The organism is Corallococcus sp. AB038B (assembly GCF_003668955.1).
GTDB lineage: Bacteria > Myxococcota > Myxococcia > Myxococcales > Myxococcaceae > Corallococcus > Corallococcus exiguus.
This window is the reverse complement of record NZ_RAWO01000003.1, coordinates 621583-644134: the sequence shown is the minus strand read 5'-3', so window position 1 is coordinate 644134 and position 22552 is coordinate 621583. Positions and strand designations below refer to the sequence as shown.

The window sequence follows — 22552 nt, the reverse complement described above, 5'->3', positions numbered from 1 at the left end:
TGAACTCCTGGGAGGTTGCATGCCGGTGAATCAGGTCAAGTTCGAGGCGCTCAAGCTGGAGGCACAAGAGCAGAAGCGGCTGGTCTACTTCTGGGACCAGTCGTTGGATGGGCGCATCGCCAGCCGGGGTGGGGTGTGTCTGGGAATGAGCATGGATTGGCTGCGCCGGAAGATGGCGGGTGGAAAGAACTTCGACCATGCCGACTTCACCAGTCGGCAGGCAAAGCTCACCCTCGCCACCCGGCATATCACCATCCATGACCTGCATCTCAAGGCTCCCACCACGGCGCTGACCATGGAACTCGCAATGGAGCTGTCGAAGCTGGACCACGACCCGAAGGCAGTCCATTCCAAGTTCCGGCATCTGGCGGACAAGGAGGCCCAGGAGTTCGGCTGGAAGGAGCTGCATGCGCTCACCCTGAAGAAGCTGGAGGTGGACAGGGCACGGCCCGTCACTGCCTTCACGTCAATCGTCGCGAGCAGTCTGCTCGACATGGAGGACGAGCCTCTTTCGAAATACCAGGGGTTGATCCTCCAATTTGATTCGGCGGAGAAGAAGGTGGGGCACGCGGTGGCCTTCTACATCCGCGAACCGCTCATGAGCGAAGAGGAAGCCCTGCGCAGGCGCCTGGAACGCAGGACGGTGTACGAGTTCTTCGACCCGAACGTGGGAGAGTTCCGGTTCGTCCAGGATCCCAAGGGGCTCGCCGCCTTCCTCGTGAAGCTCTGGGAGGCGCTCTATAACGACATGCCCTCGCTCATTCCCCACCGGGTCTGGTACTCGACCTGACCTGCTTCTTCTTCAATGCGTACTGGCAGATCGTGCCGGTCGTGTAGACCTTGGCCAGCGCCACGTCCCAGTAGATCCTGAGGAAGGCGCTGAAGGCAGTGAGGTCGCGGAACGCGAACACACCCGAATTCGGATCAATGAACAGGAACAGGTCATCCCTGAACAGGTTCTTCGTCCTGTAGATTCCGACCGCGTGTCCTTGGGTCCTTCCCTGAAGTGCGAACAGATAACAGCCCGCGGAAGAGATGGCCTTCAGTGCGATGGAGGCATCCACCGGAAGGTTCTTCTGAACCAGCGTGTCCGTGATGCCGCTGCTGACCAGACTCGGGGTCGTGTAGAGCAGCTTGACCAACCTGAACACCTTGTCGGAGTTGTCATCGATGCTTTGCAGTGCGCGCGCCCGCTGCGCTTCCCAATGCGCCCTGATGGCGGGCTGTACCTGTCCGCCACCAGCGAGGAGGGCAGTGTACCGCTGGATGAGGAGGTCGTTCCTTGCCACCAACCTCGCGGCGAGCCGGTATTCCTGCATCGTCTGGTTGTAGTGGGTTTGAAGTTTCCGGTAGAAGTCGGTGATGCACAGCATGTCTTCGTAGAAGGGGATGAGGGAGTCCCCCGTGAGCAGGACGCGGAAGAACTCCGTGACGATGGCATTGCAGACGCCCGCCAACGCCTCGGGATAGGCCCGTTCGGAGGGCAGGACCGCGTTCTCCGAGGCCTTCACGAGCTGCGCGTTGTGCACCTGTCCCGGGTTGTCTCCTTGTCCAATCCAGATGGCCAGGGTTCCCCCCATGCTGCGAGCGGAGTTGGCGTATCTCTCGCGCCGCGGGTGGGGCGCGCTGCTCGCCCCGCTTCCCGCTGCCGGCCTGCCCGCCTTGCACTGCGGGCAGGCTTTGGTGAGCTCTGCCTCGCCGACGAGAAACGCGTTGACCACGAACTCGTGCTTGCAACGGGGGCAGCGATACATGTGGACCTGTCTGGTGGGGCTGGGCGCGTTGAAGGACCCTGGGGCCGCCACTGTCCAGCGTCCCACCCGGAGCCGTCAATCCGCCTTGACGCGTCCTCTTCTGGGTCGCCTGTGTCCAAGAGCGTTTGCAGGCGTCGTAGGACTCTGTCGACTGCTACCGTGGACGCATGAAGACCGTGGATGAATGGAAGGCAACGCTGCGGGCCGCGCTGAAGGAGTCCCTGCGCACCCGAAACGCGCCCGCTTCGGCGGTGCTTCGGGAAACGCTCGCCGCCATCGACAATGCCGAGGCGCCCGACGTGAGCGTCGCTCCTGCTCCGGTCTCTGGCGGCATCGCCGGCGGCGTGAGCGGGCTCGGCAGTGGAGAGGTGGCCCGGTTGCTGTTGTCGCCGGAGGCGGTGGATGCGCTCGTCCAGCGTGAAATGCAGGAGCGTCGCGACGCGGTGGCGCTCTACACCCGACTTGGCAAGCATGAAGAGGCCCGGACGCTCCAGGCGCAAGTGGATGTGCTGCTGGCGCTTTGAGTGCGCGCGCTGCCGGTCAGCCAGCGGCGCCCCTGGACGACTCGCGATAGAGGGTCGGCGTCTGGCCGTGGTGCTTCCTGAAGAGCGCGGTGAACGTGGAGGCGTCCGCGTAGCCCACCCGGTGCGCAATCTGTGAGACGGCTTCGTCGCTGGAGTTCAGCAGCGCCCGCGCTCGCGCCAGGCGGACCTCCGTGAGGTACGCCAACAGTGTTCGCCCTGTCGCTTCAAGGAAGCGGCGGCGCAGGTTTCGCGGGCTCATGTGCACCCGCTTCGCGGCTTCCTTCGCTGACAGAGGCTCGGCGTAGCGGGTTTCGAGCCACTCCTGGACCTCAAGAACCGGGGCGTCCCGGTGGTCTCGGAGGGGGAGGGTGTGCAGGAGCGGCAACGCTTCGGAGCCGGGCTCTTGGATGAGCGAATACTGGTAGGTGCGCTCGGCGATGGCGGCGCTCAGCGCGCGGCCGACCCCGTGACAGAGTGCCACCGCGGACGCACCCATGTCTCGTGCGGTCACGATCTGCCCCGTGACCGAGATGCGCAGGTCGCTCGTCCAGTCGACTCCGGGATACTGCTGCCGGCAGCGGTCCAGGCTGGCCCAGTGGGTCGTGGCCGTATGTCCATGGAGCAGGCCTGTCTCCGCGAGCTGGTTGTGCGCGGTCCAGGGACCGCTCGCGTCCGCTTTCCGGTGTCCTCTCGCCGGTTGAACGGGCTTGGGACGCCGCACGGCGCCTTGATCTTCGCGCTGGCCGACATCGCCTTCGCCACGGCCTGCAACTCGCATGGCCAGACAGCCATCGGCATCCAGGCCAACATCACGTACCTGACCGCGGCGAATGACGGTCCCCTGGATGCGACAGCCCGCGAGCTTTCACGCGGCCGGAAGCTGGCCACGTATGAAGTGCGCGTGCTTGACTCCGGGGAGCGGCAGGTCGCGGCCTTCCAGGCAACTGCTTATCTGAGGTGAAGAGGCGACCCCGGCTGGAGTTGGGATGAACGAATGTGCGAGATTCATCCGTAACTCCTTTCACGAGGTGAGGGCCCCATGAAGCAACTCCTGGCAGTGGCTGCGTTCCTGGCGTCGGGTCTGGCTGCGTGCGGAGGCGATTCCAGCCTGGAAGGCACCGGGAACGAAGGACAGCTGCCTTCGGTGGTCTCCGAGTCAGGAGGCTCCGTGAAGGCGAGCGCCTGCACTCAATATTACGTCCCCAGGCTCACCACCTATTGGACCTCACTCCCCATGCAAGCCGATGGGCAGGTCGGTGAGTGTGAGCTGGATGCGTCCTGCAATCCCACCTGCTGGGGCGTGGAGAGCGCCTACCCCGTCTATACCGACTACTTCTACTGCACGCATTGCCCCTGAGGCTCACACAGGCCAGGGAAGACCCTCAGTATTCGGAGCTGGGGGGCTTCTTCTTTCCTCCCTGGAGCCCTGACGACGCCAGGGCCGGCAGGCTCCCGAAGCTGGCGCGGCGCCTCAAGACGGGCCCTCCGCGCGGTTCAACGACATGCAGCCGGCGGTCAACGGGGGCGACCGGCAGGTCCAGGACCCGGGCCGCCGCGATGTCTGCATTGTGGTCATGTCGCAGCAGCAGCGCGGCGGTCCTGCGGTTCGGGCTGGCGGGAGGCAGGACATGGCCGTTGCTCGCCAGGTGCACCGCCAGATGGACAACCCAGGCGCCACAGCTGTCCTGGCCCTTCAGCAGAGGTCCATCGTTGTCATCCTGATATGGGATGTCGCAGTGCTCGATCTCGATTCCAGGGAACGGCAGCTGCAGAAGACGGAGGTCTTCGACGGGGACATCGTTGGGGTGAAGCGGGTCGAGATAGAGCAGCCTCGCGTGGCGGCCCCCGAGCGGGTCGGGCGCGCCCAGCGTGATGTAGAGCAGGGCCCAGTGGTTGCCGCCCCGGTTGAGCGGCTGGATGATGATCTGCGTATTCGTGGTGATCGCCGGGTGCACGCCGGTGGTGTACGCGGCGGGGCCCATCTGCAGCCACTGTGGCCTGCTGACCCCTGGCAGGACCGCGACATTCGCCTGGTTCCTGAGCAGGTACCGCTGGAGGTTGTAGATGTCGTCCTCCTCGTAATAGTAGCCGGGGGCTTCGAGATTCGGGGCCACCAGCGGCGGGGCCTCGAACGACCCCAGCGCCGCGAATTGCTTCTTCAACGAAGCCACATCCGGCTCCTCCCTCCCTTCTGCGCTGGCTGACGGGACTTCCTTCTTCTTCGAGCCATCGATGGGAGCCGGCGCCACAAGGGGGCGGAGCGCGACCCGCCTCACCTTGCCCCTGTTCCGGAGGGCCAACAGCGGGAGGTCCGTGCTCGGACGCGGTACTGCCGGCGCATCCTCGGCACCGCCAGGCTTGGAGCCGACAAGCTCGACGCCGCCCGGCTTGGAGACGCCAGGCTCGGAGCCCACGGGGCTGGCGGTGCCGCCCGTCCTGAAGAGATCCCCGTTTCGCATCACCAGCCGGTTCGTGAGCATCGCTCGCCGCGCGAGCGTCTCATTGTCGTCCAGCACTGTCAGACCGTAGGCGCTGGTGGTGCTGCTCATGATCTCAAGGTGGTTCTTGAGGAAATTGGTGAAGAACGCCCTGACCGACACGCGGGTGCCACACACCCGCATGACCCCGTGAACCAGGTCTCCGCCCGTGGGGTGCTTGCTGGCGCTTTCGACCATGAACAGCAATCCGCCGGGCTTCTTGGAGTCTGGGGCGCTCGCCAGGAGTGCCTGGAAGAAAGCCAGATACTCCGCCTTCTCGCTCGACGTGTTGTTGGTCGTGTCAATGACGACGGCGCCCAGTTGATTCTGTTTCGGAATGGCGTCGCCGGTGATGTTGATGGGGTTCGGCGCGCCGTCCATGACCAGGAGCCGCACGCCATCCTTCGAGACAATTCCCTGATAAATCGGATCGTGGTCGAGCTCGAAGTAGGGAGCCCAGGCATTGAGCAACTGCGTGCCTGTCAATCCGCTGTCCTTCATGCTCCCCTTGGCGTTGAACAAGGCCTTGGAATAATGCATCCCGTAGAACGTGGCCATCCGGAGCGCGGCCATGCCGGAGAGAACGGAGATCTTCTTGACGGTGAATCCTTCGCGGGTCGCGACCTCCTCGTCCCCGTCGCTCTTGCCGCTCTTCTTCTTAGGCGCCGGTTCGTCCTCGTCCTCGTCCTCGTAATCGGACTCCGACCCATAGCCGGAGTCCTCCTCGGGCTCGGGACGGAGCTTCTTCTTGGGGCCCCAGGCGATGGGCAGCATGCCGGGAAGTTCGTAGGCGATGGTGGCCTTGACCGCTGGCAGCGCGCATTCGGCCGCGCGGCCGGTGTACCTCGAGACGGCCGCCGCGTAGGTGCTGGCGTTGGCCAGGGGCGTCGTCAATGCGTGGTCATGCAAGACAGCCATCAGGCGGTCGACGGCTTCAAGGGCCGCGGAGGTGTAGCCATTCAAGGTGCCGATCGATTCGGGCACCTTCAGCTTCCGCATCTCGGTGATGAACTGGTCGGTGACCGTGAGCGCCGCGGCGATGGCGGCCGCTCCCGCGCCGGGCGGCAGCAGTCCCGGGTCGAGCCGGATGCCGTCCGGGAGGTCCGCGAGCGTCGGGAACACCGAACCAAACCCTTCCCGCGAGACGACCTCGATGCCAATCCCCCTGGCGCGAATCTGCTGGGTCAGCAGCGCGCCGAAGACACACTGGACCGCCCGCCATTCTCCCTGGTCCTTCGGGAAGACCTTGCTCGCCCCTCCGATGATGCAGAGCATGGGGTAGCCGTGGATCCGCCAGTCCGGAGACCGGCTGTCCCTGTGGGGATTTCCGCCGCTGAGCTGGAAGTTCTTGCCCTTGAAGGTCCGGAGCACCTCCACGCAGACCGCCCGCTTGGACTGGATCGCGACGTCGCTGAGGGGAATCGGGAGGTCCCGGGTCCCTGGCGCGAAGAGGTCGCAGAGCTCGAACACGCGAGCCCCGTCGACATGCAGGCGGCCACCCGCGCGCGCGGAGGTATCAATCGCGCTCTTCGGGCCCAGGATGAACCCCGGCGTGGCGGAGCGCGGGTAGGACCGCGATGGGAAGCTCCGGTTCTTCGCCTTCCCCACGGAGAAGAACGTGAACGGCACCATCGAGTTGGCGGACACGGTCATGACCGCGAGCAGCCACTCCAGATCGTATTGGATCCGGGCCGTGCCGCTCTTGGGATCCACGTTCACAAGCCAGACCATGTGCCGTCCTTGTCGCGGGCGGAAGTCCACCAGGTCGGTGTTTCACGCCCCAGGCGCTGGAGGATGGCACCTCGGGAGCAACGAGAACACGACCTGTTGCGGCAACCGCAGACACCTCACCTGGATGGCCTGGGCCCTGGTGGCCGGGCGAGCAGGGGGCTTCCCGGGCGGGCGTCTGATGCGCCCCGAGTCATGAGCGACGCTACCGAGAGGGGAGGCCGCGCGGAGGCTGCAACGCCAGCACGGACGGCACGAAGTCGGGCGCGGACAGGCGCAGGAGTCCCATCCCGATTCCGGACAGGCCCAGCATCAATCCTGGCGCCTCGGTGAACCTCGGCAGGCCGCAGCGCCACGCTCCGTCCCGGCCCTGAGACAGCACCCTCGCGGCCCGCGAGCGCGCGGCCTCTTTCCAGGACTCGTCGCCCAGCACCTCTCCCGCCAGGTGCAGTACCTCCAGATTGCCTACGTCCCCGTGGCACAGGCTGTGGCTGCCGCCGAAGCCTTCCCGCTGCACGGTGGCGAGTCCCGCGCGAAGCTCGTCGCGCAGCCGCACATCGTCCAGGTGGCTCAGTGACAGCAGCCGGGCCAGTGCTTCGCCCGCGGCCCCGTTGCACCAGGCTGTCATGAAGCCGCCGGGCACCAGCGGCTCGCCTTCCTTCGACGTGCGCAAATCCTTCCAGTTGCCGCGCTCCGGGATGAACAGGGCCCGTTCGAAGGCCAATCCCTGGCGTGCCGCCTCCCGGTAGCGCTCGTCGCCGGTGAGCGTGGCCAATTCCAGCAGGGCCCAGACGAAGCCGGCCGCGCCGTGGGCCAGGCCCGTGAGCGCGCGCCCGGCGGCGGGCACCACCCACGCACGTCCACCGTGTTCGGAGTCGCTCGCTGCCTGGAGCATCCGCTCTCCGCACTTGCGCGCCAGCCGGAGCGCCTCCTCGCTGCCGGTCTGCTGGTGGAGCCGCGTCAGCACCAGCGCGGTCCCCGCGACGCCCGCGATCAGGTCCAGCGCCGTGTCCGCGTCGATTCTCGCCTCCAGCGAACCCAGGCCCGCGTGGACCTCGTCCAGCATCGCGGTGTCGCCCAGCGCCACGGCCAGATGGCTGAGGACGTAGATGTTCGCCGCGCGCCCCGTGAACACCCCCACGCCGGAAGGGTCCTGGGACTCGGACGCGCGCCACTGCTCGCGTACTGGCACGGACGCCCTGCGCGCCAGCGCCGCGAAGTCCTCCCGGCCTGTCACCGCCGCCAGGTAGCCGTAGAAGAGCGCCACGCCCCCCACGCCGTCGAAGAGGTCCGTGCGCAGGGGAGTGAGCCCCCAGCGACGGCGCTCCAGGTCCTGGATGCCCACGCCAATCCAGCCGACGTCGTGGGCGCCCTGGATGGCTCGGGCCGCCAGCAGCTCGCCCAACTGCACCGCGCCCGCCAGACACGCCTCGGCCGTGGCGGGCGGGGGCAGGGCATCCCCGGCGGCAATGCCCGACGCTCGGGGCGCAACGGTCTCCTGCTCGCGCTCGAGCGTCACCAGCGACTGGCGGATCAGCGCCACCTGGTCGGCGCAGTCCTCGGGGCCCAGGTCCTCCAGCAACTGGCGCGAGCCTTCCAGGCCGGCGTGCGGCAGGTGGTCCGGGATGCAGTGCCCCCGGCTGTCCCAGACGTGGCGGGAACCCGGTCGCGCGGTGAAGACAGGCACGTCCCCCAGCCGGAGGTCTTCGTGCTCGGAGGGCGTCAGCGTCGCCAGCGAAGGACGCACGCGGACCTCTGCCCACAGTTTGTCGAGCAGCTGATCCCGGTCGAGCGCGTCGCGCAGGAAGTCCGGGTGCAGGCCCTCCTGGAGAAGGAAGCCGTAGCGCATCGTCGCCCGCGCGATGTGGCGCACCTCCACGTCCCGGAATCCTTCGAGTGTCCGCGCTACCTCGTCGCGATGCTGGAGAAGCAACGCGTACGTCTCCTGGAAGCCCTCCTCGATGCACGCCCCGAACGCAGTGACGTCCACGGGCCGGCCGTCCAGCAGCGGGCGGTTGTGGGCCGCCGCCGTGGTCGGCTGCCGACGGACGACGTGCAGGGTATCCCGCGCGCGGTCTTCCAGCGTGGGTGCGGCGTGGGGGAAGAGCTGGCCGGCCTCGCCGCCCAGGCCGCTCAGCTCCACTCCGGCCCGGCCCTCCCTTCCGAACATGAGCGTGGGCAGCAGGCCGCTGCTGAGCACGGACCGCTCCAGGAAGCGCGCGGCGCGGGACACCGCCGTGTCGTCAGCGCGCGGAGCGGGCAGCTGGTGGAAGAGCCCCTCCAGGTCCACCAGGACGGGGAACTCCCCGGCGGCGAGGAGGTTGCCGGAGTGCAGGTCCACTCCGCGCAGCAGATACAGCAGCGCCAGGTGGCTGCCCTGCCGCCAATAGAAGCGCGCCACGGCGTCGCGGTCGGCGCACCCGCCGGTCTCGACGTGCTCCACCCAGCCATGCGACTCGCGCGTCAGCACCTTCAGCCTGCGGTGCGGATGGCGCAGGCCCCAGCGCTCCAACTGTTCCAGCAGGTCCTGGTAGCGGGCCTCGACCTCCAGCGACCGCGGCTTGTAGACGACCCGCAAGCCGGAGCGGAACGTCAGCAGCGCCACGCTGCGGCCCTCGCGGTGCGGATCTCCCGCGCCCGTGCGCGCCTCCACGAGCGGCCCCGGATCCACGTCCGCGCCGAGCACGGCCACCAGGGCCTCCCGGTCCTCCGCCAGGTGGGTCAGCAGCTCCAGGCTCGTCTGGATCCATCGCTCCAGGGACGTCACCAGGAGCCGCGCCAGCACCGGGTACTCCTCCAGGAACGCGGCGAGCCGGCCCGGGGCCTCCAGGTGGTGCAGCGCGAAGTGCTCGAAGCGCGCCTGGGGTGTTTCGCCATGCAGTTCGCCGCGCAGCCGGGCCACGTTGAGCTCCAGCACCAGAGACCGGGTCGCGGTCTGCATCAGCCGCTGCTCCAGCGCGTCCACGAGCCAGGCTTCGGCGCGCGCGTCCAGCAACGCGTCGGCGGCCAATCCGCTCCGGGTGGCCAGCGCATCAACGCCAGCCCGCAGCCGGCGCAGTCCCAGTTGGAGGAACCGGCGCGTCAGTGCGGGTACGCGCATCCGTGGGCTCGGATCCACGGGGGAGGGGAGGGCGACGTCGGCCGCGCGGTCCGACAGCACCTCTTCCATGAGCGGCAGCCACGTCAGGGCTTCCGTCCGCGTCGTGCTTCCCGCGAGCCTGCGCACGAAGGACGCCGCGTCCAGCCCCACGCCTCGAAGCCGCTCATCGAAGGACGCCTCATCCCCCAGCGTGCTGCGCCGCCACGCCTGGAGGCGCGACTCGGCTTGCTGGAGCGACGGGGCGGAAGGGTCCTCTCCCGCGGCCTCCCGCTCATGGAGGAAGGCAGCCCGCTCCCACGCACCCATCTTCGAGCCCTCTCGCATGCGCGCCCTGCACGTCCGTCTGGACTTGGAAAAAGACAGGCGCGAGGACCGGAGCCCCCGCGCCTCGAGTGAAACGGGACGACTCCTCGTGGGAGTCGCCCGTCACACACCGTCCATCAGCACATGGAGAACGTCAGGTTGGTGCAGATGTACTCACAGGAGTTGGTGGCGGTGAAACCGACGTCGATCCTGCCGCCGACCACGTCCATCAGCTCGGTCTCGCTCAGCTCGTTCAGCGTCGCGCCGGAGGGGTTCGCGGGCAGCTGGGTGCGCTGCTCGGCGGTGAGGCTCTCGCGGAACGACGGGTCCTTCCAGGCGCGGATGATCATGTCGGGGGTCATCATGTTGAGCCGCCTCCTTTTTTGACGGCCCACCCAGGCTAGCCCGCGAACTCCGGCTGCTTCAAACGTCTGCGGCCTTTTCATGTATCACCGGGTGATGCCGGTGTGAGTCGCGGGCGCCCCATTTCCCCTGGCGCGTGGGAGGGTAATCACGCGTGGTGAAGAGCCACGCACCGAGACCCCTTCAGGACTCCGTCTCGGGTGGGGCTTCGGGGGCCTTCTGCATCGACTCACGTGCGCGAACCCGCTCCTCGCGCTGCTTCTCGACCAGCGCTCGCGCTTTCTCCTTCTGCGGCTCCTCCAGGAGTGCTTCGACCTCGCTGTATGCCGCTGTCTCGTTGGCCTCCATCGCCTGGAGCAGGAGCTGTTGCCGCTTCATCGCTTCTTCGCTCACGGGTTCGGGAGGTTGGGCCGGTGGCCTGTACGGAGGCCGGCCTCCTCGGCCCGCGGGGCCGACCCTGACAGGCATGGCTCCCGGCGGCGGATTGCCTCCCATGGGGGGAGTCCAGATGGCCCGGAGCTCTTCACGCAGGGGCCTGTTGGTCACGGTCAGCGCTTCGTCCCGCTGGCCTATCTTGATCAACTGGTCGGTGCTCAGCCCCAGGTCCTGATAGTTCTCGAGCAGCAACGCGAGGGGCGACTCGAAGAGAATCCTCGGGGGCGGCTGCCTTCGCTGCTCCACCGGCGGGGACGATGCGCAGGCAGTAACAAGGGTCACCAGCAACAACCACGGCGCGAGATGACGCGGCGACATCTGTCCTCCTTGGGGCGTGTGCCTTCTCTCTATTTTGATATCGCGTCCCATGGAAGGACCACGAGGTCCTGGTGTCCGCAGCACTGACGTAGAGTGCACGGGTGATGTCCCAGCCTGACGATTCCTCCGGCCTGAATGACGGCTACGTGTACCGCGAGCGGATTGGCGCCGCCTCCGTGGGGCGCACCACGCTCGCCCACCTGTCGGACAAGTACCGGCACTCCACCGAGGAGGAGTGGCGTGCGCGCTTCGTGCGCGGCGAGGTGCGACTGGACGGCCTCGTCGCGACCGGCGAAGAGGTGCTGCGGGCCCACCAGGAGCTCTGCTGGTACCGGCCGCCCTGGCGGGAACCGGAGGCGCCCGAAAGCTTCGAGTTGGTGTACGAGGACGCTTCGTTGCTCGCGGTCATCAAGCCGAGCGGGCTGCCGACGCTGCCCTCCGGCGGCTTCCTCAAGCGCACGCTGCTCTCGCTCGTGCGGCTGCGCTGGCCGGAGGCGTCCGCGCTGCACCGGCTGGGGCGGGCGACCTCGGGGCTGGTGCTCTTCTCCCGCACGCAGGAAGCCGCCGCGAAGCTCTCTGGCAACTGGCGCGAGGGCGACGTGGAGAAGCGCTACCGGGCGCTCTCGGACGGGGTCGCGGCGCAGGCGGCCTATGACATCCACACGCCCATCGGGCTGGTGCCGCACCCCTTGCTGGGGTCGGTGCACGGGGCGACCGCGAAGGGCAAGCCGTCACACAGCCGCGCGGAGGTCCTGGAGCGGCGTGAAGGGCAGACCCTCTTCGAGGTGCGCATCCACACGGGCCGCCCCGAGCAGATCCGCATCCACCTGGCGGCCATCGGTCATCCGCTCACGGGAGATCCGATGTTCGCCTCGGGAGGTCTGCCCCGCGAGCACGCGCCCGGCCTGCCCGGAGATGGAGGCTACCTGCTCCATGCGGAGACGCTCGCGTTCACGCACCCCATGACGGCGGAGCGTCTGCGACTGTACGCCCCACCTCCGGCCGCGTTGAGGATGGCGTCGGAATCCTGAGCTCCCGACACGCAATGGCCTCAGTAGGAGCCCCAGCGCGAAGGAAGCGGGCCACTCCATTGCGTCTTGAGCCCCGGCGTCGTCAGCGGCGCGGTGCCACTGATGCGCATGATGCTGGAGCTCTCGTTGAGGCTGGACCAGTCCGCGGCGATGTTTCGGCAGTAGCGGTCTTTCGCGAAGCCGGTGGTCATGTCGTGGATGCAGGGGGTGGCATCCCAGACGCGGTCCGCTTGAAGGCGCTTGACGGCGGCGACGATGCTCAAGGGCATCTCTCCGGAGGCTCGAACGAAGGGAACGCCATCAACAGGCACGCCCGTCGACGACAGCAGTTCGAACGCCTTGCCGGAGTAGCTCAGCGTGCCAGTCATGCTGAAGTCCCATGCACTGGCGCTGAAGGGCTCGGTCTGTCCACAGGATGCCGCGTTGCTGGGAGCGTCGGTGCAGGCACCGCCGAGGTGAAGCACCAGCACGGCGCCCGTCTCCACCGTGTAGCCCTGGGGGAAGGTGAAGGCGAACTCGGAGTTGGTGAGCTCCTGGAGGGAGATACCGGTCAGCGTCCCGCCAGTGACGGCCACCAGTTCGATGAGGTCCTGCGGGGCGTCTGGGTTGATCTCGGTGATGCGAAGAGAGGCTTCCGGCGGAGGCTCACCGCCATCCAGGGTGCCCGCATCCGAGTCCCCCGCATCCGGAGCGCCCGCGTCGCCGGAGCCCGCGTCGCCGGAGCCCGCGTCGCCGGAGCCCGCGTCCCCCGAACCTGCGTCGTCGGACGTGCCTGCGTCCACGCCCGAGTCACCCGCACCTGCATCTGGCGAGGACGCCTGAACGCAGCGTTCCTCAACGCAGACGATGTTGGGGCCCCGGGACGCACAGTCCGATGTGTCCGTGCACTCTGGGTCGGAGCAGGCGGAAACGAGCGGGAGCAGGGCAAGGGCTACGAGTCTCGGGCGGAGCATGGGGAGGACCTGTATGCGCGGTGGGGGGAGCGCGATGAAACATAGGAGAAATGGGAGCGCTGTTGGGGAGGGGAGCGCTGGCCCGGCTCCTGGCCTCCCGTCCCCTGGAGATGGAAAGTGGCGTCGCGCCCCGCCGAAGTACAATGCGGCACTGGTTACGACTCGCCTCACCTTCCTTCGATTCTGCCCCTTGGAGCCCGTGCGAGCCGCCCCCCGCATGACTTCTGTGTGATGTCACGACGCACGACATGGATGATGGGCCTGGGCGCCCTGGTCTTCCTGGGGGCGCTCCTGCTCATCCGGTGGCACGGCGGCCGTGGAGCCTCGGCCGTGGCCCGGCCTGGAGCGGCTGTCTCACAGGAACTCGTGCCCCGCGTGATGGAGCCTGCGTCCCGCCGTGAGGGCTTCCTGGGCGTCATCGTCGCCAGCGGCAGCGTGGACGTGGCCGCCAGGCTGGAAGGCACCCTCGAACGCGTGAACGCGCAGGTCGGAGACACCGTGCGCCAGGGCGCGGTCCTCGCCCAACTGGACACGCGGGCCCTGCAACGCGAGCTGGCGGTGGCGCAGGCGTCACTCCAGGCAGGGGAGGCGGAGCAACACATCGCCTCCATCGCGCTCACGGAGATGCAGGAGCGGCTCCAGCGCCGCTCCGACCCGCAGCAGCGCGCCCTGGGGGCCCTCTCCGAGGAGGAACTGGCCACCGCGCGCTTCCAGGAGCAGACCGCCGTGGCACGTCTGCGCGCGGCGGAGGCGATGGTGGCGGAGCGCAAGGCGCGCGTGGCGCAGATTGCCCAGAAGATCTCCGATGCCTCCGTGCTCGCGCCTTTCGATGGGCAGGTCGCGAACCGCTACCTCGACACCGGGGCGATGGTGGCTCCCGGCCGCGCCGTCTTCCACCTCATCCGCTCCGGAGCACAGCAGGTGCGCTTCGCCATTCCGGAGGACCAGGTGGCGAGCCTTTCGGTGGGCACGCGCCTGTCCGTGGAGATGCCGTCCCTGGGGCAGGTCCTGGAGGGGAGGGTGGAGAACCTGGCGCCGGAAGTGGACGCGGCCTCGCGCATGGTCCTGGCCATCGCGAGCGTGCCGCGGGAAGGCCATGCGCCGGTGCCTTCGGGTGTCGTGGTGCGGGTGTTCGTCCAGAAGGAAGCGGCATCCCAGGCGGTCACGCCATGACGTCCAGGCCGAGCCCGTATCGCAAGGAGGCGCTGGAGTACCGGCAGCGGGCCCACGCGGAGTCCGGGGGGGACCTCTTGCGGATCAGCCCCGCGTGGACCCGGTGGGCCTACTGGGTGCTGGTGGGCGCGCTGGCCTGTTCACTGCTCTTCTTCTGCGTGGGCACGCTCTTCGAATACGCGGCGGGCCCCGCGCTGATCCGCGTGGAGGGCAAGACGGACCTGACGGTCGCGTTCTCCGGCGTGGTGCTGACGGTGGACGTGCAGCCCGGCCAGCGCGTCGTCGCGGGCCAGCCGCTGGTGCACTTCGCGTCCGAACAGGAGCAGGGGACCCTGGCGCGCATCTCCCGCGAGTTCGAACTGCAACTCGTCCGCTACCTGCGCGACCCTTCGGATGAAGGGGCACGCCAGGCGCTCACGGGCCTCAGGGCCGAGCGCGAACTGGCCCAGGCCCGGCTGGAGGAGCGCACGCTGAGGGCACCCCACGCGGGCGTCGTCGGGGACCTGCGGTTGCAGCCCGGCCAGTACATCCCCTCTGGCATGCGCGCGCTGTCGCTCCTGGGAGACGACGCGACGGTGGTGGTGCTGGGCTTCCTGCCGGGGCAGTACCGTCCGCTGCTCGTGCCGGGCATGGACCTGCGCCTGGAGCTGCAGGGCTTCGCCTACGAGTACCGCGACCTCGTCATCGAGTCCGTGGGTGATCAGATCATCGGGCCCGCGGAGGCGCGGCGCTTCCTGGGCTCGGAGCTGGGGGACGCCATTCCCTTGGAGGGAGCGCTGGTGCTCGTGCGCGCGCGGCTGCCGCTTCGGACGTTCGTCCGTGAGGGACGGACCTTCAACTACTACGACGGCATGCCGGCGCGAGCGGAGGCGCGGGTGAAATCGGAGAGCATCCTGCTCACGCTCGTTCCCGGACTGAAGGAGCTGCTCCCCCATGGCGGATGAACCTGGACGGGGGCTCGTGGAACGTTTCCCCGCGCTGAGGAGGCTCCAGGCGGCGCCGCGCGGACAGCGCATCCCGGAAGTGCGGCAGATGACGCCGGCGGAGTGCGGGCTCGCCTGTCTGGCCATGGTGTTGGGCTTCCATGGCCGGGGCGTGGAATTGGACGAACTGCGGCGCGTGATGGGCACCTCCCAGGACGGGCTCGCGGCGGCGCACCTGCTGACGGCGGGACGCGCCTTCGGCCTGAGGGGGCGGGGCGTCTCCGTCGACCTGGACGGCGTGCCCTTCCTGCCCGAGGCGTCGGTCCTCCACTGGAAGTTCACCCACTATGTCGTCCTGGAGCGGTGGGCCTCCGACGGCGTGCACATCGTCGACCCTGCTCAAGGTCGGCGCTTCGTGTCCATGGAGCAGTTCCGGCAGTTCTTCACCGGCGTGGCGCTGCTCTTCGAGCCCGGCGAAAGCTTCGTGCGCGCCCCGGGCAAACCCAAGCGCAGGTCGCGCTACGTGGATAAGTTCGCGCGCCAATCCCAGACGCTCACGCGGGTGTTCGTCCTGTCGTTGATGTTGCAGGTCCTGACGCTCTCCATCCCCCTGCTGACCGGCCTGGTGGTGGACCGCGTCGTTCCCCGGGGCGACTACCACCTGCTGCTGGTCCTGGGCGTGGGGCTGGGCGCGCTGGTGTGCTTCCACCTGCTGACCTCGCTGGTGCGCAGCCACCTGCTGCTGGAGCTGCGCACGCGGGTGGATTCCGACATGACGCTCGGCTTCCTCGAGCACCTGGTGTCGCTGGCGTATCCCTTCTTCCAGGCGCGCGCCGCGGGCGACCTGATGGCGCGCCTCAACGTCACCGCCACCGTGCGCGAGGTGCTCTCCTCCAGCCTCGTGTCCACGCTGCTGGATGGCCTGCTGGTGGTGCTCTATTTCGTCATCCTGACCGTGGCGAGCCCCGGAACGGCCCTGCTGGTGGGCGCCCTGGGTGCGTTGCAGGTGCTGGTGTTCGAGGTGTCCCGGCGTCAGCAGCGCAGCCTGCTCGCGCGCAACCTGGAGCTGGAGGCGCGCAACCAGAGCTACCAGATTGAAATGCTGACGGGGATGCAGACGCTGAAGGCCTTCGGCGCGGAACACCGCGCGGTCCAGCACTACTCCAGCCTCTTCGTGGACGTGCTCAACGTCTCCCTGGCCCGGGGCCGGCTGACCGCCTGGGTGGACGCGCTCTCCGGCACGCTGAAGTTGAGCGCGCCGCTGCTGCTGCTCTGCATGGGCGCGCTCCAGGTCCTGGAGGGTCGGATGAGTCTGGGGACGATGTTGAGCCTCAACGCGCTGGCCGTGGCCCTGCTCACGCCCCTGGCGAACCTGGTGGCCACGATGGGTCAGCTGCAGCTGGTGGGCAGCTACATCGAGCGCATCGATGACGTGCTGGACACCCCGGTGGAGCGAGACCCGGCGCGGCCGGAGGCGAGCGCGGAGCTGCAGGGACGGATTGAAATGGAGCGCGTCTCGTTCCGCTTCGGCACCCTGGCGCCGATGATCGTCCAGGACGTGTCCGTGCGCATCGAGCCCGGGCAGTTGGTGGCGATTGTCGGGCGCTCCGGCGCGGGGAAGAGCACGCTCGCGAACCTGCTGCTGGGGCTCTACCTGCCCACGGGAGGACGGGTGCTCTACGACGGGGTCGACCTGGAGCAGCTGTCCTTGAGCGCGGTGCGGGAGCAGGTGGGAATCGTCCTGCAGGAGCCCTCCTTCTTCGGGGCGACCCTGCGCGCGAACATCGCGCTCGGCGACCCTGCAGCGCCCCCGGAGCGCATCGTCGGCGCGGCGAAGCAGGCGCAGATCCACGATGAAATCATGGCCATGCCGCTCCAGTACGACACGCCGCTGGCGGACCGGGGAATGTCCCTGTCCGGAGGCCAGCGGCAGCGGCTGGCCCTGGCTCGCGCCCTGGTGCGCGACCCGAAAATCCTCCTCCTGGATGAAGCGACCAGCGCCCTGGACTCCGTCACGGAGCACCGGGTCCAGGACGCGCTGGCTTCGCTGAACTGCACGCGCATCGTCATCGCGCACCGGTTGAGCACCATCCGCAAGGCGGACCTCATCCTGGTGATGGAGGACGGGCGCATCGTCGAGCAGGGGCGCCATGAGACGCTCGTGCAAGAGGACGGCGCCTACGCCCGGCTTGTGTCAGCCCAGCTCTGACCTCCGGGCGTGAAGAGAGCCCCCAAGGCCTTGAGACGGACCGCCAGGGGACGCGTTACCGGTGCGAGCCGTAGTACCGCTTGCGGATGCCCAACTCGGCGATGAGCCCATCGTTGAGTGAGGCGCCCGCGTCCCAGAAGTCGGCTTTCTCCACGTCCCGGCACGCGCCCTTGTCGGTGTGGGACAAGCCGGTGTTGAGCGCGTCGATGACTGCATACCGGCTGGCCTGTTTGTAGGCCTCCTCGTCGCGCTCGTTCGCGATGGCCCTGCGCTTCAACTCAAGGTGATCCCAGATGCGGCAATACCAGTACAGCGACCGGAACACGCGCGCGTCATAGCGCGGCGCATAGAGCGCCCAGACATCGTCGTGGTAGCCCACCCTGCCGTCCTCGGTGCTGTTCCGCCCGTGCCCATCGCGCCATTCGCTCGCGGAGGCCACCGTGCTGCACATTCCATTCACCCCCCCGAGGGTGCTCCGTTGAATGTGGCAGTACCCGATGCTCCGCTCCGTGAGCACCGCGGGCGCCTTGTATTGGTTGTATGTGGTCAGCCGGACGGTCCGGGTGGTGTCCGCCTCGATGCCGGTGTCGAAGTGGTAGCCGCCCCACGTGTAGAGCACGAAGAAGCTCCACACGTTCTTCGCATTGACGCGCTCCCGCACTGTCGCCGTGGGCCTGGCCGCGGCCTGGATGATGGGAGTGACGCGCGCGACGACGTCGTCCTGCTTCCCGCCATACCAGTACCACCAGCGATAAGCGGTGCCCGTGCAGGTGGAGAGGAAGGACTGCATTCCGCGCACGGTGATGTTCTTGATTCCGCGCGCCTGGAACTTCCGCTGGAACGCGGCGACCTCCGCGTCGAGACACCAGAAGTACATCTGGTAGGTCGTCGTGAGTCCGTCCTTCAACTGGCCGCGGAGCGAGATGGGCCCATTGATGTCGCGGTCCTGGGCATTGGGGGGACCTGCCCAGCTGTAATGGATATCAACGCTGTACCGGATGGATCGCCACATCGCTCCAGTATGCGCGAGGCTCCCAGGGGCGTCGAACGCGAGGAATGACTCCAACGGGTCGAAGAGGACTTCCTGCGGTCTCCAGGCCTCAGCGTCCGTGCGTCATGACGCCGCCCTGCTCCAGCAGCTCGAACAGCTCCAGCAGGGCCTCCACGGGAAAGACATAGCAATACTCGGCATGGGCCGCGTCGCGGATGTCCGCCACGGAGCGCTTGCCGTCGGCGTAGCTCGCGAGCGCATCCGCCAGTTGGTAGAAGCGCAGCTCGCTCTCCCCCTGCTCGCGCAGGGCCGTGGATGCGGTGGTCATGGCGGCCTTCACCGTTTCCACCCGGGCCTTGGATTCGGGGGGCGCGCTGCGCTCCAGGTCATCGAACGAAGCCAGCTCCTGGCCCTTCACGCGACGGGGAACGAAGGCCCGTGCCTTGCGCTCGGCTTCGCCAGGTGAGGGCTCCTTCAGGGACACGCCGCGCGCCTTCCCGTCCGCATCCAGGCGCTTCAGGGCCTGGGACTCGGCGGTCTCCAGCGCCTGGACCATCGCCTTCACCGGCTCGGAGGGCGCGCCCAGGGCCAAGCAGGAGCGCAGGGCGTCGCGTTCGCGCTGGTAGCCCGCGCGCACCCCTGCTCGGGCCAGACGGGCGAAGCCGGGCACCTGCGCGGCGGGCGTCGAGGCCAGCTCGCGGCGGGCCCGGAACTCGTCCTCGGCCACGCGCTTCGCGCCATGCACCGCCACCAGGCGCGAGAGCTCCAGGGCGCCCGTGCCTTCGGCCCACGCGGCGACGGTGATGCCGGCCAGGCCCGCGAACGCCGCGCGGTGCAGCTGGGTGGGGTCCACGTTCTCCGGCCGGTCGCCGCTGGTGTGGTAGGCGTCATCGGGCCACGTGGAGTAGGCGACGCCCGGGATGCCGTGGTCGTTGAAGAGCTGGTGATCCGAACCCCGGCCGTAGCGCTCCATGTGCGCATCCATCGGGTCCTGCGAGCCGGTCACCGACCCGATGCGGAAGTCCTTCCTCGGCGGGTAGGCCACTCCGTTGAAGCGGTTCATGAAGGCCACCGTGGATTCAGACACCGCGTTCACGAAGCTGCCATTCCAGTCCGGCGTGTACGAGACCTGAAAGCGCGAATGGACGCGGGTCATGCTGGCGCCGAGCATGTCGAAGTTGAACTGCGCCACCCGCCGCACCGGATCCGCGCCGTGGTGGGAGAACCACTCGCGGGTGCCCTCGAACTCCGGCAGCCACAGCACGCGCAGGGTGCGCACCGGCGGCGGTAGCACGCCCTTGCGGATGAGCGTGGTGTACGTGCGCACCAGCTCCAGCACCGTGGCGGAGCCAGAGGCGTTGTCGTCGGCCCCGGGCTTGTAGTGGTCCAGGTGGGCGGTGAGGACGACCTCCTCTCCCGCGAGCGTCCCGGGAATGACGCCGCTGACGATGCTGAGGTGTCCCGTGGGCGCTTGCGTGGCGACGCTCACGTCCACCTTCACCGGCCCCTCCCGCAGCTGGGCGCGCAGCTCACGCCCCTGCCGGTCGGACACCATGAACAGGAAGGGCGTCCGCGCGCCCTGCGGCATCAGGCTCCGGGGGACGGTGGCCCAGCCCACTTGATCCGGGAAGTCGCCGTCCATGCGGTGGGGCGCGTTCCACGGCGGCGTCGAGTAGGACGAGACCACGCCCACCGCGCCCAGCTTCACCACGGCGTTGCGCAGCGCGGACGTGGGGTGCCCCCGGGTGAGCACCACCTTGCCCTTCAAGTCCTTGCCCGCGTACTCCGCGTCCTGGGTGCCCGTGCCCACGTCGACCAGCTCCAGGTCCGTGCCCTCGAAGCTGCCGCTGCCGGTCGCCAGGGCCATGGGCAGGTCGGCGTAGGACGTCACCCGGTACCGGTGGCGACCGGCCACCCACAGCTCGCCGCGCGTGGCCCGCCACTGGGGGCCGTCCTTCATGGCCTCCAAACGGACGTCCTGGAGCCCCGCGGCCTCGGCGGCGGCCTTCGTCCAGGCGGCTGCCTCCGAGTAGCCATCGAGACTGTCCCTCGCGATGAGGGACAGCCGCTGCACGCCGTCATGGATCCGGTCGCCCGAGCTCTCCTGGATGAGGGCGCGCACCACGTCGTCCCGAAGCACCAGTCCGGTGGTGGGAGAGATGGGCCCCAACGGGGACGCGGGAGTCTGGGCGGAGGCGCTGAGTGAGACAGACAGCGCGAGGAGGGCAAGGGGCAATGGGCGGATTGTCATGGGGTGTCTCGGGAAAACTAGCACCCGCTCCACGGAGTCACGTCCCCGGATTCAGCCTCAACCGACAACCCGTGCGTTCCATCCGCTTCGAAGCGGGAGAGAAGAACGGTGCATACGGCTCGGGTTGGAACGCGAGCGTGATCCTCTGTGGCTACGAGTTCTGATTCGACTTCCGCCCATTGGCTCGTGGGGAAGGAGGGAGCGGGCTCCCTCCTTCCCTGGACTTCAGTGGCTACGGGCTGAACGTGCCAGTCAGCACGCTGGCGCGGGCTCGGGGCAGGGCGCGCTTGAACGGGCTCGTCGCGAGGTCCGAGCCGGGCTGGTACCAGCTCTGGATTTCAGCGAAGTACGTCTGGCCCGACAGCAACACGCCCGGGGGCAGGTACACGCTCTGGAGATCCGTGTGCAGCGCCGCCACGCGCGTCGCGGTGGTGGAACCGTTGCTCGTGCCCAGCCGGAAGATGTTCACCACGTAGTTCGTGGCCGTGCCTACCAGCGGCTTCGACCAGCGCAGCGAGGCGTCAGTCCCCACGCCCGTGAGGTTCTGGAACGCGCCTCGCGTATTCACCAGGGGCGCCTGCACCGGTCCGACGAGGGGCTGCACGGGCGCGGCGGTGAATGCGCTTGCCTCCTGATCCACGCGGATGTCCACGCCCATGGTGTAGGGCGTCGCGGTTCCCAGCGCGTAGCTCTTCGTGAAGCCCGCGGCGGCGAGCGCCACCTTCTGCCACGTCGCCGGGAGCGCGTTGTTGTACGTCATGCTCCCCGTGACGATGTCGGTCCGCTGCGTATCAGGATTGAGCTTCACGAGCAGTGGCTGCCCGCTGATGGACGCGAGCGCCGTGCCCAGCGCGGCCGGCCGGGCGGACATCCAGATCTCGTTGTACGTGCTGACCGCGCCCGGGTTCACCTGGGTGCGCATGGCTTCGAAGGCCGAGCGTCTCCAGTCCACCGCGAAGGTGCCTGTCGCGGTGGGCTGGGTGAAGGTTCCGCTGACGGAGGCGGGCTGGCCCTCCACCTGCGTGATGCTCGCGTCGAGCACCTTGTGCATCGCGCGGTAGGGCACTCCATTCGCGCTCGTCTGCCACCGCATCTGTACCAGCGAAAACACATCCCCGAGGCCGCTGTCGAGCAGCACCGGGTTGAGCATGTTGGAGTAATCGAAGCTCATCCCGGAGAGCGACGTGGCGCCCGTCAGGGGGAATCCCGTGACGCCTGTGTTGACGTAGCCGAACGCGCCCGCGTTCAACGAATACACTTCCAGGTAGTCCCCCGGATGCCAGGGAGACAGGCCGGTGGCGGACACCGTCACGGGAGTGGGCAGCGAGACGAAGGTGCCATCGCGGCCCCACTCCGTGGAGCCCAGGTCGAACGCGCGGCCGGTGCTCACCAGGTAGCGCGAGCCCAGCTTCAGGTAGATGCGGCCGGAAGGGACGTTCGGCACGGAGAGGGTGCCGTCCGCGGAGCCCGTGCCCGGGTAGGCCGTGAACGCCCCAGTGGTTGAGTCCCGCGTGTATGCCACCACCGACGTGGCGGACTGGTCGTACGGCTTCGTCGTGTTGCCCGACGAGGCGACGAAGGTGACCGGGCTGGTACCGGTGACTTGGGTGATCAGGCCCTGGGTGAGCTGGGAGGTCGTGTCCGCGGACACGGCGGAGTCCACCGCCTCGGCCTCGTCGAGACCCGCGCAGCCGACGCCGGTCATGCCAACCAGAAGTCCGAGGGAAACCAATGACATATTCATTGTGGAGGGAGCCCTTTCGGCGACGCCCAGAATGGCGCCGCGCAGGGAGATTCATACCGCGCCGGTCTGACATTTCCGGGCGCGCTTCGATTCCAATTCTCCCTCGGGGCCGTGAAAACAAACGCGCTTGTCGGCAGGTGATTCCGGCAACGGGCCATCGGAGGTGTTTCTGCGTAAGCAGGAGAAAAAAGTCTTGGCGGACTTTTCTTCAGCCGCACCCGATGGCCGCGGCTCCTTGGCCCCGTCCGCTCATCCACTCGCCTCGCTGCCTTGCT

At 68.1% G+C, this 22552-nt stretch carries 18 protein-coding genes; 8 read left to right on the top strand and 10 right to left on the bottom strand.

Annotated elements, in window-relative coordinates; translation table 11 throughout:
- Positions 1–19 precede the first annotated feature (19 nt).
- The gene (locus tag D7Y04_RS18810; protein ID WP_120593306.1) at positions 20–790 is read left to right on the top strand and encodes a hypothetical protein; all 771 of its coding nucleotides are present in this window, start codon (positions 20–22) and stop codon (positions 788–790) included.
- Here the strand turns inward: D7Y04_RS18810 and D7Y04_RS18805 are convergent.
- Positions 759–1754 (bottom strand): zinc ribbon domain-containing protein, encoded by a 996-nt coding sequence (locus D7Y04_RS18805; protein WP_147454393.1) that lies wholly within the window; start codon positions 1752–1754, stop codon positions 759–761. The genes D7Y04_RS18810 and D7Y04_RS18805 overlap by 32 nt on opposite strands.
- A 167-nt stretch (positions 1755–1921) precedes the next feature.
- Here D7Y04_RS18805 and D7Y04_RS18800 point away from each other — a divergent pair, with 167 nt between their 5' ends.
- Positions 1922–2278, top strand: a complete 357-nt coding sequence (locus tag D7Y04_RS18800; protein ID WP_120593304.1) for a hypothetical protein — start codon at positions 1922–1924, stop codon at positions 2276–2278.
- Between the two features lie 16 nt (positions 2279–2294).
- Here D7Y04_RS18800 and D7Y04_RS18795 read toward each other — a convergent pair whose 3' ends face one another.
- On the bottom strand, positions 2295–2999 hold the full coding sequence (locus D7Y04_RS18795) for a GlxA family transcriptional regulator (RefSeq protein WP_121760208.1): 705 nt from the start codon (positions 2997–2999) through the stop codon (positions 2295–2297).
- On the opposite strand from D7Y04_RS18795, the gene D7Y04_RS18790 reads away from it, so the two are divergent.
- Positions 2889–3239 (top strand): PaaI family thioesterase, encoded by a 351-nt coding sequence (locus D7Y04_RS18790; protein WP_121760207.1) that lies wholly within the window; start codon positions 2889–2891, stop codon positions 3237–3239. The genes D7Y04_RS18795 and D7Y04_RS18790 overlap by 111 nt on opposite strands.
- 78 nt (positions 3240–3317) lie before the next feature.
- Complete coding sequence (locus D7Y04_RS18785) at positions 3318–3635, top strand: hypothetical protein (RefSeq protein WP_120593302.1); 318 nt, start codon at positions 3318–3320, stop codon at positions 3633–3635.
- Between the two features lie 25 nt (positions 3636–3660).
- Here the strand turns inward: D7Y04_RS18785 and D7Y04_RS18780 are convergent, their stop codons facing one another.
- The 4 genes from D7Y04_RS18780 to D7Y04_RS18765 form a co-directional block, all read right to left on the bottom strand.
- Complete coding sequence (locus tag D7Y04_RS18780) at positions 3661–6225, bottom strand: hypothetical protein (RefSeq protein ID WP_147477138.1); 2565 nt, start codon at positions 6223–6225, stop codon at positions 3661–3663.
- 463 nt (positions 6226–6688) lie between these two features.
- Positions 6689–9907 carry a type 2 lanthipeptide synthetase LanM family protein gene (locus D7Y04_RS18775; protein ID WP_121760205.1) on the bottom strand — a complete coding sequence of 1073 codons (3219 nt, stop codon included), beginning with the start codon at positions 9905–9907 and terminating at the stop codon, positions 6689–6691.
- Positions 9908–10023: 116 nt separating this feature from the next.
- The gene (locus tag D7Y04_RS18770) at positions 10024–10251 is read right to left on the bottom strand and encodes a mersacidin/lichenicidin family type 2 lantibiotic (RefSeq protein WP_199749692.1); all 228 of its coding nucleotides are present in this window, start codon (positions 10249–10251) and stop codon (positions 10024–10026) included.
- 181 nt (positions 10252–10432) lie between these two features.
- A complete protein-coding gene (locus D7Y04_RS18765; RefSeq protein WP_121760204.1) occupies positions 10433–11002 on the bottom strand; it encodes a hypothetical protein in 570 nt (189 codons plus the stop codon).
- Positions 11003–11106: 104 nt separating this feature from the next.
- Here D7Y04_RS18765 and D7Y04_RS18760 point away from each other — a divergent pair, with 104 nt between their 5' ends.
- The gene (locus D7Y04_RS18760) at positions 11107–12033 is read left to right on the top strand and encodes an RluA family pseudouridine synthase (protein WP_121760203.1); all 927 of its coding nucleotides are present in this window, start codon (positions 11107–11109) and stop codon (positions 12031–12033) included.
- A gap of 20 nt (positions 12034–12053) precedes the next feature.
- On the opposite strand, the gene D7Y04_RS18755 is transcribed toward D7Y04_RS18760, so the two are convergent.
- Positions 12054–12815: a hypothetical protein gene (locus tag D7Y04_RS18755; protein WP_233601487.1), complete on the bottom strand. Its 762-nt coding sequence runs from the start codon at positions 12813–12815 to the stop codon at positions 12054–12056.
- A 402-nt stretch (positions 12816–13217) separates the two neighbouring features.
- Between D7Y04_RS18755 and D7Y04_RS18750 the strand changes: the two genes are divergently transcribed.
- Genes D7Y04_RS18750 through D7Y04_RS18740 form a run of 3 tightly spaced genes read left to right on the top strand, consistent with a single transcriptional unit; the run spans position 13218 to position 17291 of the window.
- Entirely contained in the window at positions 13218–14159 is a 942-nt protein-coding gene (locus D7Y04_RS18750) for an efflux RND transporter periplasmic adaptor subunit (protein WP_121760201.1), read from the top strand.
- Entirely contained in the window at positions 14156–15103 is a 948-nt protein-coding gene (locus D7Y04_RS18745; RefSeq protein WP_120574890.1) for an HlyD family efflux transporter periplasmic adaptor subunit, read from the top strand. Before D7Y04_RS18750 ends, D7Y04_RS18745 begins: the two co-directional genes overlap by 4 nt.
- Positions 15093–17291: a peptidase domain-containing ABC transporter gene (locus D7Y04_RS18740; protein ID WP_121760200.1), complete on the top strand. Its 2199-nt coding sequence runs from the start codon at positions 15093–15095 to the stop codon at positions 17289–17291. Before D7Y04_RS18745 ends, D7Y04_RS18740 begins: the two co-directional genes overlap by 11 nt.
- Positions 17292–17346: 55 nt before the next feature.
- Here the strand turns inward: D7Y04_RS18740 and D7Y04_RS18735 are convergent, their stop codons facing one another.
- The 3 genes from D7Y04_RS18735 to D7Y04_RS18725 form a co-directional block, all read right to left on the bottom strand.
- Positions 17347–18303 (bottom strand): hypothetical protein, encoded by a 957-nt coding sequence (locus D7Y04_RS18735; protein WP_147477137.1) that lies wholly within the window; start codon positions 18301–18303, stop codon positions 17347–17349.
- Positions 18304–18391: 88 nt separating this feature from the next.
- Positions 18392–20533 carry a M28 family peptidase gene (locus D7Y04_RS18730; RefSeq protein WP_121760198.1) on the bottom strand — a complete coding sequence of 714 codons (2142 nt, stop codon included), beginning with the start codon at positions 20531–20533 and terminating at the stop codon, positions 18392–18394.
- 232 nt (positions 20534–20765) lie between these two features.
- The gene (locus D7Y04_RS18725; protein WP_120593292.1) at positions 20766–22277 is read right to left on the bottom strand and encodes an ABC transporter substrate-binding protein; all 1512 of its coding nucleotides are present in this window, start codon (positions 22275–22277) and stop codon (positions 20766–20768) included.
- Positions 22278–22552 lie beyond the last annotated feature (275 nt).

Bases quoted from the DNA above. Each gene is read 5' to 3' on its own strand.
- D7Y04_RS18765 (WP_121760204.1), bottom strand. From the start codon at position 11,002: ATGTCGCCGCGTCATCTCGCGCCGTGGTTGTTGCTGGTGACCCTTGTT.
- D7Y04_RS18730 (WP_121760198.1), bottom strand. From the start codon at position 20,533: ATGACAATCCGCCCATTGCCCCTTGCCCTCCTCGCGCTGTCTGTCTCA.
- D7Y04_RS18775 (WP_121760205.1), bottom strand. From the start codon at position 9,907: ATGCGAGAGGGCTCGAAGATGGGTGCGTGGGAGCGGGCTGCCTTCCTC.
- D7Y04_RS18760 (WP_121760203.1), top strand. From the start codon at position 11,107: ATGTCCCAGCCTGACGATTCCTCCGGCCTGAATGACGGCTACGTGTAC.
- D7Y04_RS18790 (WP_121760207.1), top strand. From the start codon at position 2,889: ATGTCCATGGAGCAGGCCTGTCTCCGCGAGCTGGTTGTGCGCGGTCCA.
- D7Y04_RS18750 (WP_121760201.1), top strand. From the start codon at position 13,218: ATGTCACGACGCACGACATGGATGATGGGCCTGGGCGCCCTGGTCTTC.
- D7Y04_RS18800 (WP_120593304.1), top strand. From the start codon at position 1,922: ATGAAGACCGTGGATGAATGGAAGGCAACGCTGCGGGCCGCGCTGAAG.
- D7Y04_RS18785 (WP_120593302.1), top strand. From the start codon at position 3,318: ATGAAGCAACTCCTGGCAGTGGCTGCGTTCCTGGCGTCGGGTCTGGCT.
- D7Y04_RS18735 (WP_147477137.1), bottom strand. From the start codon at position 18,303: ATGTGGCGATCCATCCGGTACAGCGTTGATATCCATTACAGCTGGGCA.
- D7Y04_RS18740 (WP_121760200.1), top strand. From the start codon at position 15,093: ATGGCGGATGAACCTGGACGGGGGCTCGTGGAACGTTTCCCCGCGCTG.
- D7Y04_RS18770 (WP_199749692.1), bottom strand. From the start codon at position 10,251: ATGATGACCCCCGACATGATCATCCGCGCCTGGAAGGACCCGTCGTTC.
- D7Y04_RS18725 (WP_120593292.1), bottom strand. From the start codon at position 22,277: ATGAATATGTCATTGGTTTCCCTCGGACTTCTGGTTGGCATGACCGGC.
- D7Y04_RS18745 (WP_120574890.1), top strand. From the start codon at position 14,156: ATGACGTCCAGGCCGAGCCCGTATCGCAAGGAGGCGCTGGAGTACCGG.
- D7Y04_RS18810 (WP_120593306.1), top strand. From the start codon at position 20: ATGCCGGTGAATCAGGTCAAGTTCGAGGCGCTCAAGCTGGAGGCACAA.
- D7Y04_RS18805 (WP_147454393.1), bottom strand. From the start codon at position 1,754: ATGTATCGCTGCCCCCGTTGCAAGCACGAGTTCGTGGTCAACGCGTTT.